Genomic DNA, 18526 nt, shown 5'->3' with positions numbered 1-18526 from the left:
ATTCACCGGCCTAACTTACTACATTACCTACAACTCTGGCAGGCGCCGTCTGTAACCCTTTGTGAAACACTTTCTACACAATATTCGCTTATGCACGCAGGGCAAAATACGAAAAACCTATCACCCCGCACAAAAACCTCGTTTTATTCACTGCGACCGCGGTAGCCCCAAGCCAACATGTATTGCTCGCGGGAACTGCCACGGGAAGAGTCAGGCTTGATCATCTGGATCTTGTCGAATTTCCGACGAGCATCCTTCAGGTAAACATCAAACCCTTCGCCCTGAAAAATCTTGATCACGAAATTTCCACCCGGCTTGAGTATTCGTTCCGCCAGATCAAGCGCCAGCTCGCAAAGAAACATGGCTTTTGGCATGTCCACCTCAGGCGTACCACTCATATTGGGGGCCATATCGGAAATCACAAGGTCAACCTGCGAATTACCCACAGCTTCAAGGATCCGCGCGAGCACTGCGTCTTCGGTGAAGTCACCCTGGATAAAAGTCACGTCCGGAATGCTGTCCATTTCCAGGATGTCCGAAGCGATCAGACGCCCCTGACCACCGATCAGCCGACTGGTAACCTGCGACCAGCCACCGGGCGCAGCCCCGAGGTCGACAACGCTCATGCCAGGGCGGATCAGCTTGTATTTCTCCTGGACTTCCAGAAGCTTGTAACTCGCACGCGAGCGGTAGCCATCCTTCTGCGCCTGCTTCACGTAAGGATCATTGACATGTCTTTTCAGCCAACCAAGGCTTGTCTTGGAACGCGCCATTGGGCACCTCGATGATAAGGGTCGTGATTAATTGGGCGGATCCACGAACCCTCGGGTAAAATGGCCGCCATTTTACAGAATCCAGACGAAAGGGTCAGATTATGCCGCTCACTCCAGAGCAGAAGAAACAGTACAAATCCATTGGCCATCACCTGAAACCGGTTTTGACTGTGGCTGACAACGGTTTGACTGAAGGTGTGCTAGCCGAACTTGAACGCGCCTTGGCGGATCACGAGCTGATCAAAATCAAGCTCAACATCCTCGATCGCGAGTCACGCCTCGCGCACATTGCAGAGCTGTGCAAGGTCGGCAAAGCGGATCTGGTACAGGTCATCGGCAAGATGGCACTGGTTTACCGCAAGAACTTCAGCGCCAACAAGCAACTGTCGAACGTTCATCGCTTCAAGTGATGAAAAGGGTCAAGGGTGTGCTTCGCGCACCCTGCCACTCCATCCCGGCACCGGCTGCATCACCAGCACCAGCCCGGAAAACCCCAGAACCAGATAACTGAACACCTGCCAGCGCTGCGCATCCGGCCAGCCGATTCGTACTGCGATAAACATCGCGCACGCATACAACGCCATCAACAGCACCTGCCCGCGAAAATCCCGCCATAGACTGCCAAGGCCCTCGGCCTGTACCAGCACCAAAGCCTGAAAAATAACGCATGCGGCGGAAAAACCCACCACCAGCACTTCAAATGCACTGGCGACTTCATCGATCAGCAGCGGCGCCAGGCCAATCCTGCCCAACACCGGCTGCAAACCGAAATGAATCAACCAGAGACCACCGACCCACAGCATCTGGGTCAGCTGCCAAAGCATGGCGCCCGCATGCAGCGGGCGCCCGGTTTCAGATGTGACGGACTTCGACAATCTCGTACTCGATAACGCCACTTGGCGTTTTCACGGCAACCACGTCGCCCTCTTCCTTGCCGATCAAGGCGCGGGCCAGAGGCGAACCGACCGAAATCTTGCCGAGTTTGAAGTCAGCCTCATCCTCACCCACGATGTGGTAAGTGACGCTTTCATCCGTCTCGACGTTAGCGATTTCCACGGTAGTACCGAAAATCACTTTGCCGGTGTGAGGAATTGTTGTGACATCAATAACGACCTGATTCTGAATCCGGCCTTCAATGTCACGAATCCGCGCTTCGACCATGCCTTGCTGTTCGCGGGCGGCATGGTATTCAGCGTTTTCCTTCAAATCACCCAACTCGCGGGCCGTACCGATGTCCTGGCTGAGCTTCGGACGGACGACCTTGGTCAGGTGAGCGTGTTCTTCTTCCAGGGCTTTCGCGCCCTGGACGGTCATTGGGTACTTGATCATGCCTTCAATCCTGCGTGTAGATCCTGCAAGCGACGCACGGTCTTTTCCGGACCGAACTTCAGCGCTTCACAGATAGCTTCGCCCGCCGCAATGGTGGTGGTGCAGTAAATCTTGTGCTGCAAGGCATTACGGCGAATGGAGTAAGAGTCAGCGATCGACTGACGACCTTCAGTGGTGTTGATGATCAGCGTGACTTCGTCATTCTTGATCATGTCGACCACGTGCGGACGACCCTCGGTCACCTTGTTCACACGGCGCACTTTCAGGCCTGCAGCTTCGATCAGCTTGGCAGTACCGGCAGTGGCAACCACTTCGAAGCCCAAGTTGATCAGATCACGGGCCACGCCTGCAACCAGCGGTTTGTCATCGTCGCGCACACTGATAAACGCAGTACCGCCGGTCGGCAGCACTTCGCTCGCGCCCATCTGGGCCTTGGCGAATGCTTCACCGAAGGTGTCGCCGACACCCATCACTTCACCGGTCGACTTCATCTCTGGGCCGAGGATCGGGTCAACGCCAGGGAATTTGGCGAACGGGAAGACCGCCTCTTTCACGCTGTAGAAGTTCGGAATGATTTCTTTGGTGAAGCCGATTTCTTTCAGGGTTTTACCGGCCATCACGCGAGCCGCGATCATCGCCAGGGAAACACCGATGCACTTGGAGACAAACGGCACGGTACGCGAAGCGCGCGGGTTGACTTCGATGACGTAGATGTCTTCGCCTTGCAGCGCCAATTGCACGTTCATCAGGCCGACAACACCCAACTCCAGGGCCATTTTCTTGACCTGCTCGCGCATCTCGTCCTGGATATGCAGCGGCAGCGAGTACGGCGGCAGCGAGCACGCGGAGTCACCGGAGTGAACGCCGGCCTGCTCGATGTGCTGCATGATCGCGCCGATCACGACATCAGTACCGTCGCAGACTGCGTCAACGTCCATCTCGATGGCGCAGTTGAGGAAGTGGTCGAGCAGCACAGGGCTGTCGTTCGACACTTTCACCGCATCACGCAAGTAGCGTTTGAGTTCTTCTTCTTCGTAAACGATTTCCATCGCCCGGCCGCCCAGTACGTAGGACGGACGCACGACCAGCGGATAACCGATCTTGCTGGCGGCACGGATCGCTTCGTCCTCGCTACGCACGGTGGCGTTTGGCGGCTGACGCAGGTTCAGACGCTCAACCATTTGCTGGAAGCGCTCACGGTCTTCGGCGCGGTCGATGGCATCAGGGCTGGTGCCGATGATCGGCACACCGGCGGCTTCCAGGGCACGAGCCAGTTTCAGCGGAGTCTGGCCACCGTACTGGACGATCACGCCTTTCGGCTTCTCGACACGAACGATTTCCAGCACGTCTTCCAGGGTTACCGGCTCGAAGTACAGACGGTCAGAAGTGTCGTAGTCAGTGGAAACGGTTTCCGGGTTGCAGTTGACCATGATGGTCTCGTAACCGTCTTCGCGCAGAGCGAGCGCAGCGTGAACGCAGCAGTAGTCGAACTCGATACCCTGACCGATACGGTTTGGACCACCGCCCAGAATCATGATCTTGTCGCGACCGGACGGCGCAGCTTCGCACTCTTCCTCGTAAGTCGAGTACAGGTAAGCGGTATCGGTGGCGAACTCGGCCGCGCAGGTGTCAACGCGCTTGTAGACCGGGAACACATCCAGCTTGTGGCGGTGAGTACGCAGGTTTTTCTCGGTGACGCCCAGCAGCTTGGCCAGACGCTGATCGGAGAAGCCTTTGCGCTTGAGCTTGAACATCAGGTCGCGGTCGATAGCGGACAGACCGAGGGTCTTGACCTTCTCTTCGTCTTTGATCAGATCTTCGATCTGCACCAGGAACCACGGGTCGATCATGTTCATGCCAAAGATTTCTTCGACGGTCATGCCGGCGCGGAAAGCGTCGGCCACGTACCAGATACGCTCGGCGCCCGGCACAGTCAGCTCACGCTTGAGCACGCTCATGCTTTCCGGGTTGCTCAGGTCGAGTTTCTCGTCCAGACCGCAAACGCCCACTTCCAGACCGCGCAGGGCTTTCTGCAGGGATTCCTGGAAAGTACGGCCGATGGCCATGACTTCACCCACCGACTTCATCTGAGTGGTCAGGCGTGCGTCAGCCTTGGCGAACTTCTCGAAGGCGAAGCGCGGCAGCTTGGTGACGACGTAGTCGATGGACGGCTCGAAGGACGCCGGGGTCTTGCCGCCGGTGATGTCGTTCGACAGTTCGTCGAGGGTGTAACCCACAGCCAGTTTGGCCGCGACTTTGGCGATCGGGAAACCGGTGGCTTTCGAAGCCAGCGCCGAGGAACGCGATACGCGCGGGTTCATTTCGATCACGACCATACGGCCAGTGTCAGGGCAGATACCGAACTGCACGTTGGAACCGCCGGTCTCGACGCCGATCTCGCGCAGTACCGCCAGAGAGGCGTTACGCAGGATCTGGTATTCCTTGTCGGTCAGGGTCTGAGCCGGAGCCACGGTGATCGAGTCACCGGTGTGCACGCCCATCGGGTCGAAGTTTTCGATCGAGCAGACGATGATGCAGTTGTCCTTTTTGTCGCGGACAACTTCCATTTCATATTCTTTCCAGCCGATCAGCGATTCGTCGATCAGCAGCTCTTTGGTCGGCGACAAGTCCAGACCACGTGCGCAGATTTCTTCGAACTCTTCGCGGTTGTAAGCGATACCGCCGCCAGTGCCGCCCATGGTAAAGGACGGACGGATGATGCACGGGAAGCCCAGGGTTTCGAGAACCGCGTTGGCTTCTTCCATGCTATGGGCGATACCGGAACGCGGGCACGCCAGGCCGATGGATTTCATCGCCTTGTCGAAACGCGAACGGTCTTCAGCCTTGTCGATGGTGTCGGCGTTGGCGCCGATCATTTCCACGCCGAACTTCTCCAGAACGCCTTCGCGCTCCAGATCCAGGGCGCAGTTAAGAGCGGTCTGGCCGCCCATGGTAGGCAGCATGGCATCCGGACGTTCTTTTTCGATGATCTTGGCAACAGTCTGCCACTTGATCGGCTCGATGTACGTGGCGTCAGCCATGTCCGGGTCGGTCATGATGGTGGCCGGGTTGGAGTTCACCAGGATGACGCGATAACCCTCTTCGCGCAGGGCTTTGCAAGCCTGGGCGCCGGAGTAGTCGAATTCGCAGGCCTGGCCGATAACGATCGGGCCAGCGCCGAGAATCAGGATGCTTTTAATGTCTGTACGTTTTGGCATGGGTTTGTCACTCAAATCCGCAGGTCAGTCGGCAAGCCGTCTTGATCGATTTCTGAAGTCTCGAAGGGGCCGCCGGGTTCGGGGCCGCCCTCGAGGGGCTTCTCTCTACAGTCTCAAGGCGAACGCTTAGCGTCGCTTGGCCATCTCGTTGATGAAGCGGTCGAACAGTGGCGCTACATCGTTCGGGCCCGGGCTCGCTTCAGGGTGGCCCTGGAAGCTGAACGCGCTCTTGTCGGTGCGCTCGATGCCTTGCAGGGTGCCGTCGAACAGCGATTTGTGGATCGCCCGAACGTTGGCTGGCAAGGTCGCTTCGTCTACCGCGAAACCGTGGTTCTGGCTGGTGATCATCACGACGCCAGTGTCCAGATCCTGCACCGGGTGATTGGCACCGTGGTGGCCGTGACCCATTTTCAGGGTCTTGGCACCGGAGGCCAGAGCCAGCAGTTGGTGGCCGAGGCAGATGCCGAATACCGGAATTTCGGTTTCCAGCACGTCCTTGATCGCCTGGATCGCGTAGTCGCACGGCTCAGGATCACCAGGACCGTTGGACAGGAACACGCCATCCGGCTTCAGTGCCAGCACGTCAGCAGCCGGAGTTTGTGCCGGCACGACGGTGACGCGGCAGCCGCGCTCGACCAGCATGCGCAGGATGTTGACCTTGACGCCGTAGTCGAAGGCAACCACGTGGTATGGCAGCTCGGAAGCTTCGATGGTCGCGTGGCTGTCGGTTTTCAGATCCCAGACAGTCGAACGCCATTCGTATTGCTTCTTGGTGCTGACGACTTTCGCCAGATCCATGCCTTTCAGGCCCGGGAAGCCTTGGGCAGCGGCAATCGCAGCTTCTTCGGAGATGTTGTCACCGGCCATGATGCAGCCGTTCTGTGCGCCTTTCTCACGCAGGATGCGGGTCAGGCGACGGGTGTCGATACCGGCGATTGCCACAACGTTGTTGGCTTTCAGGTAGTCGGACAGGGACATCGTGTTACGCCAGTTGCTCGCTACCAGAGGCAGGTCACGGATGACCAGGCCAGCGGACCAGACGCGGTCGGACTCGGCGTCTTCCGGCGTGGTGCCGGTGTTGCCGATGTGCGGGTAAGTCAGGGTAACGATCTGTTGGGCGTAGGAAGGATCGGTAAGGATTTCCTGATAGCCGGTCATTGCGGTGTTGAACACCACCTCACCAACGGTTTGACCGTCGGCTCCAATGGCTTCGCCGCGAAAAATGCTGCCATCAGCAAGGGCAAGTATGGCTGGCTTAGTCAAGAAGACCTCCCGTAAATAACGCATGAAAGGGCGATCGCAGGTTGTAAAAAAGCGGAGTGACGTATGGACACGTCACCCCGCTTCTTCACTGAATTATTCTGCGCGCTTTTAGTGGACACACTAAAGCTGTAGCTTACAGAAAAAGGCTTTTTTGGTCCACCGCTAAAGAGCCTTAAAGGCCGGAGAATGCGACAGGAAGTCGCCAAGCGGAGAAAAACCAGCGCAAACAGGGCGTTTGCGCCGGATTCAATAACGGCTCAACGCAGGTCGAGCACATCCTGCATGTCATAAAGACCCGGCTCACGACCCTCCAGCCACAAGGCTGCACGTACCGCACCCTTGGCGAAGGTCATGCGACTGGAAGCCTTGTGAGTGATCTCCAGGCGCTCGCCTTCGCAGGCAAACAGCACGGTGTGATCACCGACGACATCACCACCACGAACAGTGGCAAAACCGATGGTTTCACGCTCGCGCACACCGGTGTGACCTTCCCGACCGTAGACGGCAACTTTCTGCAAGTCACGATCCAGCGCACCGGCAATGACCTCGCCCATGCGCAACGCGGTCCCCGACGGCGCATCGATCTTGTGTCGGTGATGCGCTTCGATGATTTCGATGTCCGCCTCATCACCCAACACGCGTGCCGCCATGTCGAGCAACTTCAGCGACAGATTGACGCCAACACTGAAGTTGGCGGCGAACACGATTGGAATATCCTTGCCCGCCTCGACCAGCAACTGCTTCTGCGCAGCATCCAGACCGGTAGTGCCGATGACCATGGCCTTGCCCGCCTTACGGCAGAACGCCAGGTTCTTCAGCATCACTTCCGGAAGCGTGAAGTCGATCAACACATCAAACTCATCAGCGACCGCTTCCACATGACCGGACAGCGGCACACCAATTCGCCCCAGCGAAGCCAACTCACCGGCATCCACCCCGATCAGCGTGCTGCCAGGACGGACGACAGCGGCAGTCAAACCGGTCAGAGGCGCGCGCTGCTGCACGGCCTCAACCAGAATCTTGCCCATGCGCCCGGCGGCGCCCATCACTGCAATACGTCGCATGCCGACTCCTTACAAATCGCCGAAGAAGCGCTTCACACCGTCGAACCAACCGGTGGTTTTCGGGGAATGGCTGTTGTCGTCCGCCAAAGAACTACGGAACTCTTCCAGCAATTCGCGCTGACGACGGTTCAGGTTGACCGGGGTCTCGACCGCTACACGGCACATCAGATCGCCCGCACCACCGCCACGCACCGGCGCCACGCCTTTGCCGCGCACACGGAACTGCTTGCCGGTCTGAGTGCCTTCAGGGATTTTCAGCTTGACGCGACCGTCGAGGGTCGGGATTTCCAGTTCGCCGCCCAGCGCCGCGTCAACGAAGCTGATCGGCACTTCGCAGAACAGATGCTTGCCGTCACGCTGGAAGATGTCGTGTTCGCGGACGTTGATGACCACGTACAGATCGCCAGTCGGGCCGCCTTGAGTACCCGCCTCGCCTTCGCCGGACAAGCGAATGCGGTCGCCGGTGTCAACGCCGGCCGGCACTTTGACCGACAGGGTTTTGTACTCTTCGACGCGGCCGTCACCGTGGCAGGAATCGCACGGATCGGAAATGATCTTGCCTTGGCCATGGCAGCGCGGGCAGGTCTGCTGCACCGAGAAGAAGCCTTGCTGCATGCGCACCTGACCGATGCCACCGCACGTCGGGCACGTCGAAGGCGACGAGCCTTTTTTGGCGCCCGAGCCATCGCACGGCTTGCAGTTGACCAGCGTCGGCACACGGATATTCACGCTCGTGCCGCGCACTGCCTCTTCCAGATTCAGCTCCAGGGTGTAGCGCAAGTCGCTGCCACGCTGAGCGCCGCCACGGGAACCGCCGCGACCGCCACCAAAGAAATCACTGAAGACATCACCAAAGATGTCAGAGAAGTTCTGACCGCCGAAACCTGCACCGCCACCACCCATGCTCGGGTCGACACCGGCATGACCGTACTGGTCGTAAGCTGCACGCTTGCTGGAATCGGACAGCACTTCATAGGCCTCGTTGGCCTCTTTGAACAGTTCTTCCGATGCTTTGTCATCGGGATTACGGTCCGGGTGATGCTTCATCGCCAGACGACGATAGGCCTTCTTCAGATCCGCATCGCTTGAGCCACGCTCAACACCCAACACTTCGTAATAGTCACGCTTTGCCATAAGTCTTTGCACTCTTGAGGACGTCCGGCAAACCCCTCCTGAGGATCGCCAAACTCGCTGAGCCCCAATACAGGCCCGGACCCAACTCACGTCAATTCAACGATCCTGGTCTTTGATTCATGCGGTACTTTCGGCGCGAAAAGCAGGAGCATTTTCGGCCATACCACCAGCATTCGAACCTTGTCGCATACTGTAAAAATTCGCGTATTCCAGATACGCCAACGCGGGAGCAAGCTCCCGCGCGGCGACATCCTACCAGTCACCGCCTAAAGGCAGTCAACCGGCCGACCAACAACTTACTTGGGGTCTTTGACTTCTTCGAACTCGGCATCGACAACATCGTCAGTCTTTTCAGCTTTCTCGTCGTGCGGTGCTGCGCCTTCAGCAGGCTGAGCCTGTTCGGCGTACATCTTCTGAGCAACCGGAGCGGAGACTTTCGACAGCTCTTCAACCTTCGCTTCGATGGCAGCCTTGTCGTCGCCTTTAACAGCAACTTCCAGAGCAACCACAGCAGCCTCGATCGCAGCCTTCTCTTCGGCGGTAACTTTGTCGCCCGCTTCGGTGATCATTTTGCGAGTCGAGTGAACCAGTGCATCACCCTGGTTACGGGCAGCGGCCAGTTCTTCGAACTTGCGGTCTTCGTCAGCGTTAGCTTCGGCGTCACGCACCATGCGCTCGATTTCTTCGTCGGACAGACCGGAGTTGGCCTTGATCACGATCGACTGGGTCTTGCCGGTCGCCTTGTCTTTCGCACCGACGTGCAGGATGCCGTTGGCGTCGATGTCAAAGGTCACTTCGATCTGCGGCACGCCACGTGGAGCAGGTGGAATGTCGGCCAGGTCGAACTTGCCCAGGGACTTGTTCTGTGCGGCTTGCTTACGCTCGCCCTGCAGGACGTGAATGGTCACGGCGCCCTGGTTGTCGTCGGCAGTCGAGAACACTTGCGATTTCTTGGTAGGAATCGTGGTGTTTTTCTCGATCAGCGCAGTCATCACGCCACCCATGGTTTCGATACCCAGGGTCAGCGGGCTGACGTCGAGCAGCAGTACGTCTTTCACGTCACCGGCCAGAACAGCGCCCTGGATAGCAGCGCCCATGGCAACAGCTTCGTCCGGGTTGACGTCTTTACGCGCTTCTTTACCGAAGAAATCGGTAACCAGCTTCTGCACCAGCGGCATACGGGTCTGACCGCCGACCAGGATCACGTCGTTGATCGCGCCAACGTCCAGGCCTGCGTCTTTCATGGCAATGCGGCAAGGTTCGATGGTGCGCTGAACCAGGTCTTCAACCAGCGCTTCGAGCTTGGCACGCGAGATCTTCACGTTCAGGTGCTTAGGACCGGTGGCGTCTGCAGTGATGTACGGCAGGTTGACGTCGGTCGACTGAGCAGAGGACAGCTCGATCTTGGCTTTTTCAGCGGCTTCTTTCAGGCGCTGCATGGCCAGCGGGTCACCCTTAAGGTTCATGCCGCTTTCTTTCTTGAATTCGTCAACGAGGTAGTCGATCAGACGAATGTCGAAGTCTTCACCGCCCAGGAACGTGTCACCGTTGGTGGCCAACACTTCGAACTGATGCTCGCCGTCAACTTCAGCGATCTCGATCACGGAAACGTCGAAAGTACCGCCACCCAGGTCATAAACGATCACAGTGTGATCGCCCTTGGCCTTGTCCATACCGTAAGCCAGAGCGGCTGCGGTTGGTTCGTTGATGATACGTTTTACGTCCAGACCGGCGATGCGGCCGGCGTCTTTGGTCGCTTGGCGCTGGCTGTCGTTGAAGTAGGCCGGAACGGTGATCACCGCCTCAGTCACTGGCTCGCCGAGGTAGTCTTCGGCGGTCTTCTTCATCTTTTTCAGAATTTCAGCCGAGATTTGTGGCGGTGCCATTTTCTGGCCGTTCACTTCAACCCAGGCGTCGTTGTTGTCAGCCTTGACGATCTTGTAAGGCACCATCTGGATGTCTTTCTGCACAACTTCTTCGTCGAAACGACGACCGATCAGACGCTTTACCGCGTACAGAGTGTTGTGCGGGTTAGTCACTGCCTGACGCTTGGCAGACTGACCGACCAGGATTTCGCCATCGTTGGCGTAAGCGATGATCGACGGCGTGGTACGCGCGCCTTCAGCGTTTTCAATAACTTTTGCTTTGCCGTTTTCCAGCACGGAGACGCAGGAGTTGGTAGTCCCCAGGTCGATACCGATAATTTTGCCCATGTTCACTCTCCCGAAACTTTGGATTTGGATGCCGCAGCAGTGGTGGCTAACTGCGGTAGCACTTAAACGCTTGACTCCTAAATGGGGGCCTTGCGACTAATTTCAAGCCTTCTCGTCAATCGAAGGCGAAATTGGCGCCGGCGCCTTGCTGACCACAACCATGGCCGGACGCAACAGGCGACCGTTAAGTTGGTAGCCCTTTTGGAACACCTTCAGGACACTGTTCGGCTCGACGTCGGCACTTTCCTGCATGGCCATCGCCTGATGCTGAACGGCGTTGAATGGTTCGCCATGCGGATCGATCGCTTCAAGCTGATAACGCTTGAGGGTGTCGTGGAACATTTTCAGGGTCAGCTCGATGCCTTCACGCATCGGACGGATGCTTTCGTCGTCCGGGTTCGACAGCTCGAGGCCGCGCTCCAGGCTGTCGACGATCGGCAGCAGGTCGCCGGCGAACTTTTCCAGCGCAAACTTGTGCGCCTTTTCCACGTCCTGCTCGGCACGACGACGGACGTTCTGCAGATCGGCAGCGACACGCAGAGACTGATCCTGCGCGGCGGCCAATTGCTCTTCGAGCACTTGTACACGGGTCGCCAGGTCGTCACCCGAACCCTCGGGCGCCTGATTGGCTTCTGGGTTTTGCTTATCTACTGTCTGTTCGTCAGCCATAGAATTCTCCTTTCAATATCGTCCGCGAGTTCGACTCGCGCTTCTGCCCCGATATATGGGGCCGCAAAATCAGGCTTCAAGGGCCTTCAACGATTAACCCTACAAAAAAGTGCCGCATTCTCATTCCTCGATGCACTAAGCAGAAATTGCGTTCAAGCAAATCGAGCTAAGGGAGGGCATTGTCAGCCCGAAACAAAACACTGTATAAATAACCAGACCTAAAGCCTGGGAGCGGCCTTTATGCTGGTGCACCTGTCCGTACATAACTACGCCATCGTTGAACATCTCGATCTCGAACTTGATCGCGGGATGAGCGTGATCACCGGGGAAACCGGCGCCGGCAAGTCGATCATGCTCGACGCCCTGGGCCTGACCCTTGGCGATCGCGCCGACAGTGGCGTGGTTCGCCCGGGCGCCGACAAGGCCGATATCCTCGCGACCTTCGATCTTGCCGACATCCCCGAGGCCAGTGCCTGGCTGGCCGAGCGCGATCTGGACATCGACGGCCCGTGCATCCTGCGTCGGGTCATCACGTCTGAAGGACGTTCTCGCGGCTATATCAACGGCACGCCCTGCCCGCTTGGCGATCTCAAGGCACTCGGCGAACTGATGATCGACATCCATAGCCAGCATGAGCACCAGTCCCTCCTGAAAACCGATACCCACCGTCGCCTGCTCGACGAATACGCTGGCGCTACCGACCTGGCTCGCCAAGTGCAACTGGCTGCCCAGCGCTGGCGGCAGACTCGCCAGGAGCTGGAGCGCCTCTCCAACTCCGGCGATGAACAACGCGCCCGCCATCAACTGCTCAGCTACCAGCTCGAAGAACTGGAAAACCTCGGCCTCGGTGATAACGAACTCGAACAGCTGGAGCAGGAACACAAAAACCTGACCAACGCTGAAACCTTGCTTGGCATTTGCCGGCAAGTCGTCGAGCAGTGCAGCGAAAGTGACTCCGGCAATGTACTGAACGCGCTGACCGCCAGCCTCAATCGCCTCTCGAGCGTGAACAATTCCGTTGGTGCGCTTGGCGAAGCCAGCAGCTTGCTGACCAGCGCACAAATACAGGTTGAGGAAGCGGTCGGTGAACTCAATCGTTTCCTCGACAACTTCGATGCCGATCCGGCACGCCTGCAATATCTGGAAGAGCGCCTCGACGCTATTTACACGCTGGCACGCAAACACCGGATCCAGCCGACCGAAGTCGGAGAGATGCAGCAGAAACTGCTGGATGAAATCGAAAGCCTTAATGCCAATGACGAGTCCATTGAGCGACTGGGCGAAGAACTGGCCTCCTATGCCCGTCACTATCAGGAAAAAGCGCGAGAACTGAGTGATTTGCGCCACCAGGCTGCCGGCAGCCTTGCCAGCGCGGTGGAACAAGAGATTCAACGTTTGGGCATGCCCGGCGGTCGCTTCACTATCGAACTACGCGCCAATAGCAGCGATGAACTGCTGCCCAACGGACTCGAACAGGTTGAATTGCTGGTCAGCGCCAACCCTGGCCAGCCACTCAAGGCACTGGCGAAAGTGGCGTCCGGTGGCGAGCTGTCGCGGATCAGCCTGGCGATTCAGGTCATCACTGCACAGACCTCGCGCATTCCGACACTGGTGTTCGACGAAGTCGACGTGGGCATTGGCGGCCCTACCGCTGAGATTGTCGGCCAGTTGTTGCGCCGACTAGGTGAACGCGGACAGGTGCTGACCGTGACGCACTTGCCGCAAGTGGCGGCGCAGGGGCATCAGCATCTGTTCGTGCACAAGGTACGCGGCGAACAGGCGACGCATACAGCCGTCTCCAAGCTGAGCAAGAACGACCGTATAGAAGAAGTGGCGCGGATGCTGGGCGGAATCGATCTGACCAAAGAATCCCTGGCTCACGCCAAAAAGATGGTCGTTACCGCAAAAGCTTAAATTTCACGCACAGCAGAAAGCACGAAGGCGACCCACGGGTCGCCTTCGCTCGTTTCGCGAACCTGAAATTCGCGCGACATGCTTACTTTTTCTTGCGTACGTACAGCACCAGGTTGTGATCCACCAACTCGACACCGTGCTCGTCGGCAATTGCCTTCTGAAGCTTTTCGATTTCAACGCTGACGAATTCGACAACCTCACCGGTTTCCACGTTGACCATATGGTCGTGGTGTCCACCGTCGGCCAATTCGAAAACCGCGTGGCCACCGTCGAAGTTGTGACGGACCACGAGGCCAGCCGCTTCGAACTGGGTCAGAACACGGTAAACCGTGGCCAGACCGACGTCCTCGCCAGCTTCCATCAACGCCTTGTAGACGTCCTCGGCACTCATGTGACGCTGCTCGGTAGAGTCGAGCATTTGCAGGATCTTGACCCGTGGCAGGGTCACTTTGAGGCCGGCTTTGCGTAGTTCGCTATTTTCAACCATGGTCAGCTTTCTCGCGATGCTGCTTCGCAGCTTCTCTTAATGCGGGTATGATCGGCGTTTACGTTGTCCCAGCCAAGATAGTGGAAGTCGCCCACCGATGCAAAACACCAAGCTCTTGCTAACCAGTTTCACCTTTGTGGGACTGCTCGCACTCGCCGGTTGTTCATTCCCCGGGGTTTACAAAATCGACATCCAGCAGGGCAATGTCGTCACGCAGGACATGATAGACCAGTTACGCCCGGGAATGACCCGGCCGCAAGTACGGTTTATCATGGGCAACCCCCTGCTTGCCGACACGTTCCATGCCGATCGCTGGGATTATCTGTACAGCCTGCAACCGGGTGGCGGTGAACGCCAACAGGAACGCGTCAGCGTTATTTTCAACTCAAACGACCAGCTTGTCAGCCTGTCCGGTGACTTTATGCCGGGCGTCAGCCGTGACGAAGCCATTCTCGGCAAGGACAGTGGCACTACCGTGACCGCTCCTGCTGAAAACGCCGAGAAGCCAACACCGGAAAAACCGGTTAAGCCAGGTTCCTTGCTGGATCAGATCCAGAAGGACGTCGATGGTGTAGAAACCGTTCCGGTTCCGACACCAGAGCCGCTGGACACCTCGCCGCAGTAATTTGCGACGCAATAAAAAACCCGGAATTCCGGGTTTTTTATTGCCTGTCGTTTAGCCGACCTACTGATTTCTAGCTTTCGCCTCGGCAGCCTTGGCCGCACGCAGGCGCCGCACTTCTTTCGGATCAGCGAGCAAAGGACGATAAATTTCAATGCGATCCCCTGCCCGAATCAGGCGAACCTGCGGATCGGCAATCACTTTGCCGAAGATTCCCAACGGGCATTCAGTCAGATCAAGCTCAGGGAACTCGTCACCAATCCCGGACTTGATCAATGCCTCACGCACAGTATTCCCTTCGGGGACACTCACCGCACGCAAGACCTGACGATCAACGGCCGCATACACGACTTCTATCTCGATCACTGACTCAACCATGCATCTGCTTGGCGCGCTGACAGAACGCATCCACCAGCGTATTCGCCGCCTGATTGAACAGCGGCCCCAGAGTGGCACGCACCAAAGGGCCCGCGTAGTCGAACGAAAGATCCAGACTGATCTTGCAGGCCTTCTCGTTCAACACCTTGAACACCCAGACGCCATGCAACTGATTGAACGGGCCTTCTTCGAGATTCATCTCGATCGACTGCCCCGGCACCAACGTGTTGCGCGTCACGAAATGCTGACTCAGACCGCCCTTGGCCACGCCGACACTGGCGCGCATATGCTCCGGCGAGCTTTCCAGCACTTCGGCGGACGAGCACCACGGCAAGAACTCAGGGTAACGCGCCACGTCGTTGACCAGGTCATAAAGGAACTGGGCCGGGTAAGGCAGCAATGCTGATCGTTGAATATGTGTCGTCATGTAAGCGTTACTTCCAGAGCTGAGCGGCAAACACTACAACTATGCCGATAGGCGCCACGTAGCGCATCAAGAACAAGGACAGACCAAACAGTACCGGGTTACGGATCGACAACTCGTCACGCACCGCTTCACGCCCCATCACCCATCCGGCGAATAGCACGAAGCACAGTCCGCCGAGCGGCAACATGATCCGCGAGGTGAAGAAGTCGATCACACCGAAGAAGTCCAGACCGCTTGCCGCACCCCATTGGTAGAGATGGAACATCCCGCCTTCGTTCACGAAAAATTTGGCTTCCTTCCAGATATTGAAGGAGAAAACAGTGCCCAAACCTACGAACCAGCAAACGAATGCCAGCCAGAAAGTCACCCAGGCGCGGCTGACTTTGGTGCGTTCGACCAGATAAGCCACCATCGGCTCAAGCAGAGAAATGGCCGAACTCCAGGCCGCAACCGCGACCAGCACGAAGAACACCACGCCCATCAACTGACCAAACGCTACGTTACCAAAGGCAAATGGCAAGCTGACGAACATCAGGCCAGGGCCTTCGCTCGGGTTCAGGCCGGCGGCGAACACAATCGGAAACAAGGCCAGACCAGCCACCAGCGAAACGAAAGTATCGAGCAGCGCGACACCGACGACCGTACCGGATAACGATGCATCCTTGGGCATATAAGCCCCGTAGATCATGATCGAGCCGACACCCACGCTCAGGGAAAAGAACGCGTGGCCCATGGCTGGCAGCAGTCCGTCGAGGACTTTTTCGGGGTGGAAGTCGAACATGAAATGCACGCCTTCCATGAAGTGCCCGGTTGTCATGCTGTAGCCCAGCAACACCAGGATCATCACAAATAGTAGCGGCATCATGATCCGCAGACTGCGTTCAAGCCCCGCAACCACGCCTTTGGCAATCACCACGGCCGATAGCAGCATGAAAATCGTGTGCCAAAGTGTCAGGCGCCATGGGTCGGCGATGACATTGCCGAAATACGCACCAACCTGATCCGGGGTCACCCCCTGAAAGTCCCCGCGGCCCATATCGACGATGTAGTCCAGCGACCAGCCGCCCACCACACTATAGAAAGACAGGATCAGCAGCGCCGTAATCATCCCGGCAAAGGCGCCCCACGACCATTTCGCCGAGTGCCCGGCTTCCAGTGCCAGCACCTTCAAGGCATTCGCCGGACTCTGCCGCGCACGCCGGCCGATCAGGGTTTCAGCCAGCATTACCGGAATGCCGATCAGTGCGATGCACGCCAGAAACATCAGTACAAACGCACCGCCGCCGTAGACCCCGACCATGTAGGGGAACTTCCAGATACTACCCAGTCCCACGGCCGAACCGGTCGCGGCGAGTATGAATACCCAGCGGCTAGCCCAACTGCCGTGGACAGAAACCTTGTCTGTCGACATCGTTTATCACGCCCAAGCGTTAGAAAAAGAGGCCGCATTGTCCGGGATTCACTCAACCTGCTCAAGCACGCAGCATCACCGTAGCCGACGGCCGTTTATCTCCATATAATGCCGCCCCTATGGCTAAACAGAAGAAACACCCAACAGGGACCATCGCGCAGAACAAAAAGGCGCGACACGATTACTTCATCGAGCATAAGTTCGAGGCTGGTCTGGTCCTGGCCGGCTGGGAAGTAAAAAGTCTGCGGGCAAGCAAGCTGCAACTGGTCGACAGTTACGTGCTGCTCAAGGATGGCGAAGCGTGGCTGCTCGGCAGTCACATCACGCCTCTGATGACCGCCAGCACCCACGTCATCGCCGACCCGGTGCGCACACGCAAATTGCTGCTCAACCGCCGCGAACTGGAAAAGCTCGCCGCCGCTGTGCAACAAAAGGGTTACGCCTGCGTATGCCTGTCCTGGTACTGGAGCAAGCACATGGTCAAGTGCGAGATCGCTCTGGGCAAGGGCAAGAAGGAATACGACAAGCGTGACACCGAGCGCGAACGTGATGCGGGTCGTGAGCTGCAGCGTGCGGTGCGCAACAAGGGCAAGGAAGACTGATCTTTCTGCTTGAGTTGTGTGACGCCAGCAAAAGATCGCAGCCTTCGGCAGCTCCCACAGAGAGCTAACGCAGGCTGCGATCTTTTGCTTTTAAAAAGCTACATCCCCTTGCGCCGCTCCGCCCGAGCCATGCGCTGAACCTCCTGCCGCACCTCTTCCAGCACTTCCTGCACATACAAAATGTGTCGACTGGAAACTTCACGCGCCTGCTCTGCACGCCCTTCGATAATCGCCAGATACAATTCCCGATGCTGAGTGATCAGCATGTCGCGGGTTTCCGTACGCTGTTTGTACATCCCGCCGATGTTGGTCACGACGTTACGCTTGAGCAGATCAAATAACCCACGAATGGTGTGCAGCAACACCGCGTTATGGCTGGCCTCGGCAATCGCCAGATGAAACTTCGCATCCGCCGCGCCCTCTTCCGTCCGGCTCACTTCGTCGTGACGCGAATAGCAGTCCTGTAACTCTTCAAAGGCCGCAGTCAGCCGCTCGCGATCCACGTCGGTGGCGCGTAATGCGGCGTAATAGGCGCACGATGCTTCCAGAGTATGGCGAAACTCCAGCAAGTCACGCTGTGCCTCGGGATTGCTTTCGAGCAATTGCAGCAGTGGATCGCTGAACGTCGAACCCAGACTTTCCACCACATAATTGCCGCCACCCTGACGGCTGACCAGCAGACCTTTGGCCGCCAGTTTCTGAATCGCTTCGCGCAATGACGGACGTGATACGCCAAATTGCTCGGCCAGCGCGCGCTCCGCCGGAAGCCGCTCACCGGACTTCAGCGTGCCCTCAAGGATCATCCCCTCGAGTCGCTCGACAATATCGTCAGACAAACGGCGCTGACGTATCTGATCAAACCCCATAACTCATTTCTCCACGATCCCGATCGCTTGCCGGGGCCTCTATTCTGGCCTATCGGCGCCTTGGCCACACCTACCAGACGACACCCGCTCAAACCGGATCAGATGCAATCTGCTCCGCTTATTCGACAAAAGTTTCAGGGCGACAAATTGACACAC

At 57.6% G+C, this 18526-nt stretch carries 18 protein-coding genes; 4 read left to right on the top strand and 14 right to left on the bottom strand.

What is annotated here, in order from left to right; translation table 11 throughout:
* Window positions 1-143 precede the first annotated feature (143 nt).
* Window positions 144-773 carry a 23S rRNA (uridine(2552)-2'-O)-methyltransferase RlmE gene (gene rlmE / locus ACA074_RS03965; RefSeq protein WP_401272055.1) on the bottom strand — a complete coding sequence of 210 codons (630 nt, stop codon included), beginning with the start codon at window positions 771-773 and terminating at the stop codon, window positions 144-146.
* Between the two features lie 101 nt (window positions 774-874).
* On the opposite strand from rlmE, the gene ACA074_RS03960 reads away from it, so the two are divergent.
* Window positions 875-1183: a YhbY family RNA-binding protein gene (locus tag ACA074_RS03960; protein WP_016771761.1), complete on the top strand. Its 309-nt coding sequence runs from the start codon at window positions 875-877 to the stop codon at window positions 1181-1183.
* 9 nt (window positions 1184-1192) lie between these two features.
* Here ACA074_RS03960 and ACA074_RS03955 read toward each other — a convergent pair whose 3' ends face one another.
* The 8 genes from ACA074_RS03955 to grpE all read right to left on the bottom strand — a co-directional run bounded on the left by ACA074_RS03955 (window position 1193) and on the right by grpE (window position 11663).
* Window positions 1193-1597: an MFS transporter gene (locus ACA074_RS03955; RefSeq protein ID WP_489879263.1), complete on the bottom strand. Its 405-nt coding sequence runs from the start codon at window positions 1595-1597 to the stop codon at window positions 1193-1195.
* 28 nt (window positions 1598-1625) lie between these two features.
* Window positions 1626-2102 (bottom strand): transcription elongation factor GreA, encoded by a 477-nt coding sequence (gene greA, locus ACA074_RS03950; protein WP_187676712.1) that lies wholly within the window; start codon window positions 2100-2102, stop codon window positions 1626-1628.
* Window positions 2099-5320 (bottom strand): carbamoyl-phosphate synthase large subunit, encoded by a 3222-nt coding sequence (gene carB, locus ACA074_RS03945; RefSeq protein ID WP_497678490.1) that lies wholly within the window; start codon window positions 5318-5320, stop codon window positions 2099-2101. The genes greA and carB overlap by 4 nt, the downstream gene beginning before the upstream one ends.
* Window positions 5321-5446: 126 nt before the next feature.
* On the bottom strand, window positions 5447-6583 hold the full coding sequence (gene carA / locus ACA074_RS03940; protein WP_187676710.1) for a glutamine-hydrolyzing carbamoyl-phosphate synthase small subunit: 1137 nt from the start codon (window positions 6581-6583) through the stop codon (window positions 5447-5449).
* Window positions 6584-6840: 257 nt separating this feature from the next.
* Complete coding sequence (gene dapB / locus ACA074_RS03935; protein ID WP_497678489.1) at window positions 6841-7647, bottom strand: 4-hydroxy-tetrahydrodipicolinate reductase; 807 nt, start codon at window positions 7645-7647, stop codon at window positions 6841-6843.
* 9 nt (window positions 7648-7656) lie between these two features.
* Window positions 7657-8781 carry a molecular chaperone DnaJ gene (gene dnaJ / locus ACA074_RS03930; RefSeq protein ID WP_038357478.1) on the bottom strand — a complete coding sequence of 375 codons (1125 nt, stop codon included), beginning with the start codon at window positions 8779-8781 and terminating at the stop codon, window positions 7657-7659.
* 296 nt (window positions 8782-9077) lie between these two features.
* A complete protein-coding gene (gene dnaK, locus ACA074_RS03925; RefSeq protein ID WP_497678488.1) occupies window positions 9078-10994 on the bottom strand; it encodes a molecular chaperone DnaK in 1917 nt (638 codons plus the stop codon).
* A 102-nt stretch (window positions 10995-11096) separates the two neighbouring features.
* Window positions 11097-11663 carry a nucleotide exchange factor GrpE gene (gene grpE, locus ACA074_RS03920; protein ID WP_103303213.1) on the bottom strand — a complete coding sequence of 189 codons (567 nt, stop codon included), beginning with the start codon at window positions 11661-11663 and terminating at the stop codon, window positions 11097-11099.
* Between the two features lie 240 nt (window positions 11664-11903).
* Between grpE and recN the strand changes: the two genes are divergently transcribed.
* Window positions 11904-13577 (top strand): DNA repair protein RecN, encoded by a 1674-nt coding sequence (gene recN, locus ACA074_RS03915; RefSeq protein ID WP_187676706.1) that lies wholly within the window; start codon window positions 11904-11906, stop codon window positions 13575-13577.
* A gap of 82 nt (window positions 13578-13659) precedes the next feature.
* On the opposite strand, the gene fur is transcribed toward recN, so the two are convergent.
* Window positions 13660-14064 carry a ferric iron uptake transcriptional regulator gene (gene fur / locus ACA074_RS03910; RefSeq protein WP_187676705.1) on the bottom strand — a complete coding sequence of 135 codons (405 nt, stop codon included), beginning with the start codon at window positions 14062-14064 and terminating at the stop codon, window positions 13660-13662.
* 97 nt (window positions 14065-14161) lie between these two features.
* On the opposite strand from fur, the gene ACA074_RS03905 reads away from it, so the two are divergent.
* On the top strand, window positions 14162-14689 hold the full coding sequence (locus ACA074_RS03905) for an outer membrane protein assembly factor BamE (protein WP_187676704.1): 528 nt from the start codon (window positions 14162-14164) through the stop codon (window positions 14687-14689).
* A gap of 60 nt (window positions 14690-14749) precedes the next feature.
* Here ACA074_RS03905 and ACA074_RS03900 read toward each other — a convergent pair whose 3' ends face one another.
* From ACA074_RS03900 to ACA074_RS03890, 3 genes are read right to left on the bottom strand one after another with little or no spacing between them, the layout of a single operon-like run.
* Window positions 14750-15064, bottom strand: a complete 315-nt coding sequence (locus ACA074_RS03900; protein ID WP_187676703.1) for an RnfH family protein — start codon at window positions 15062-15064, stop codon at window positions 14750-14752.
* A complete protein-coding gene (locus tag ACA074_RS03895) occupies window positions 15057-15491 on the bottom strand; it encodes a type II toxin-antitoxin system RatA family toxin (RefSeq protein WP_016986510.1) in 435 nt (144 codons plus the stop codon). The genes ACA074_RS03900 and ACA074_RS03895 overlap by 8 nt, the downstream gene beginning before the upstream one ends.
* Before the next feature lie 7 nt (window positions 15492-15498).
* On the bottom strand, window positions 15499-16902 hold the full coding sequence (locus ACA074_RS03890) for a sodium-dependent transporter (protein ID WP_401272163.1): 1404 nt from the start codon (window positions 16900-16902) through the stop codon (window positions 15499-15501).
* A 119-nt stretch (window positions 16903-17021) separates the two neighbouring features.
* Between ACA074_RS03890 and smpB the strand changes: the two genes are divergently transcribed.
* Window positions 17022-17504 carry an SsrA-binding protein SmpB gene (smpB, locus tag ACA074_RS03885; protein WP_007915208.1) on the top strand — a complete coding sequence of 161 codons (483 nt, stop codon included), beginning with the start codon at window positions 17022-17024 and terminating at the stop codon, window positions 17502-17504.
* A gap of 98 nt (window positions 17505-17602) precedes the next feature.
* Here the strand turns inward: smpB and ACA074_RS03880 are convergent, their stop codons facing one another.
* Entirely contained in the window at window positions 17603-18370 is a 768-nt protein-coding gene (locus ACA074_RS03880; RefSeq protein ID WP_187676701.1) for an FCD domain-containing protein, read from the bottom strand.
* Window positions 18371-18526: the final 156 nt, after the last annotated feature.

It is taken from the genome of Pseudomonas sp. LBUM1655 (assembly GCF_059716085.1).
Note: the sequence above shows the minus strand (reverse complement) of the source record. Positions and strands in the feature narration are given on the sequence as shown.

Bases quoted from the DNA above. Each gene is read 5' to 3' on its own strand.
- rlmE (WP_401272055.1), bottom strand. From the start codon at position 773: ATGGCGCGTTCCAAGACAAGCCTTGGTTGGCTGAAAAGACATGTCAAT.
- ACA074_RS03960 (WP_016771761.1), top strand. From the start codon at position 875: ATGCCGCTCACTCCAGAGCAGAAGAAACAGTACAAATCCATTGGCCAT.
- ACA074_RS03955 (WP_489879263.1), bottom strand. From the start codon at position 1,597: ATGCTTTGGCAGCTGACCCAGATGCTGTGGGTCGGTGGTCTCTGGTTG.
- greA (WP_187676712.1), bottom strand. From the start codon at position 2,102: ATGATCAAGTACCCAATGACCGTCCAGGGCGCGAAAGCCCTGGAAGAA.
- carB (WP_497678490.1), bottom strand. From the start codon at position 5,320: ATGCCAAAACGTACAGACATTAAAAGCATCCTGATTCTCGGCGCTGGC.
- dapB (WP_497678489.1), bottom strand. From the start codon at position 7,647: ATGCGACGTATTGCAGTGATGGGCGCCGCCGGGCGCATGGGCAAGATT.
- dnaJ (WP_038357478.1), bottom strand. From the start codon at position 8,781: ATGGCAAAGCGTGACTATTACGAAGTGTTGGGTGTTGAGCGTGGCTCA.
- dnaK (WP_497678488.1), bottom strand. From the start codon at position 10,994: ATGGGCAAAATTATCGGTATCGACCTGGGGACTACCAACTCCTGCGTC.
- grpE (WP_103303213.1), bottom strand. From the start codon at position 11,663: ATGGCTGACGAACAGACAGTAGATAAGCAAAACCCAGAAGCCAATCAG.
- recN (WP_187676706.1), top strand. From the start codon at position 11,904: ATGCTGGTGCACCTGTCCGTACATAACTACGCCATCGTTGAACATCTC.
- fur (WP_187676705.1), bottom strand. From the start codon at position 14,064: ATGGTTGAAAATAGCGAACTACGCAAAGCCGGCCTCAAAGTGACCCTG.
- ACA074_RS03905 (WP_187676704.1), top strand. From the start codon at position 14,162: ATGCAAAACACCAAGCTCTTGCTAACCAGTTTCACCTTTGTGGGACTG.
- ACA074_RS03900 (WP_187676703.1), bottom strand. From the start codon at position 15,064: ATGGTTGAGTCAGTGATCGAGATAGAAGTCGTGTATGCGGCCGTTGAT.
- ACA074_RS03895 (WP_016986510.1), bottom strand. From the start codon at position 15,491: ATGACGACACATATTCAACGATCAGCATTGCTGCCTTACCCGGCCCAG.
- ACA074_RS03890 (WP_401272163.1), bottom strand. From the start codon at position 16,902: ATGTCGACAGACAAGGTTTCTGTCCACGGCAGTTGGGCTAGCCGCTGG.
- smpB (WP_007915208.1), top strand. From the start codon at position 17,022: ATGGCTAAACAGAAGAAACACCCAACAGGGACCATCGCGCAGAACAAA.
- ACA074_RS03880 (WP_187676701.1), bottom strand. From the start codon at position 18,370: ATGGGGTTTGATCAGATACGTCAGCGCCGTTTGTCTGACGATATTGTC.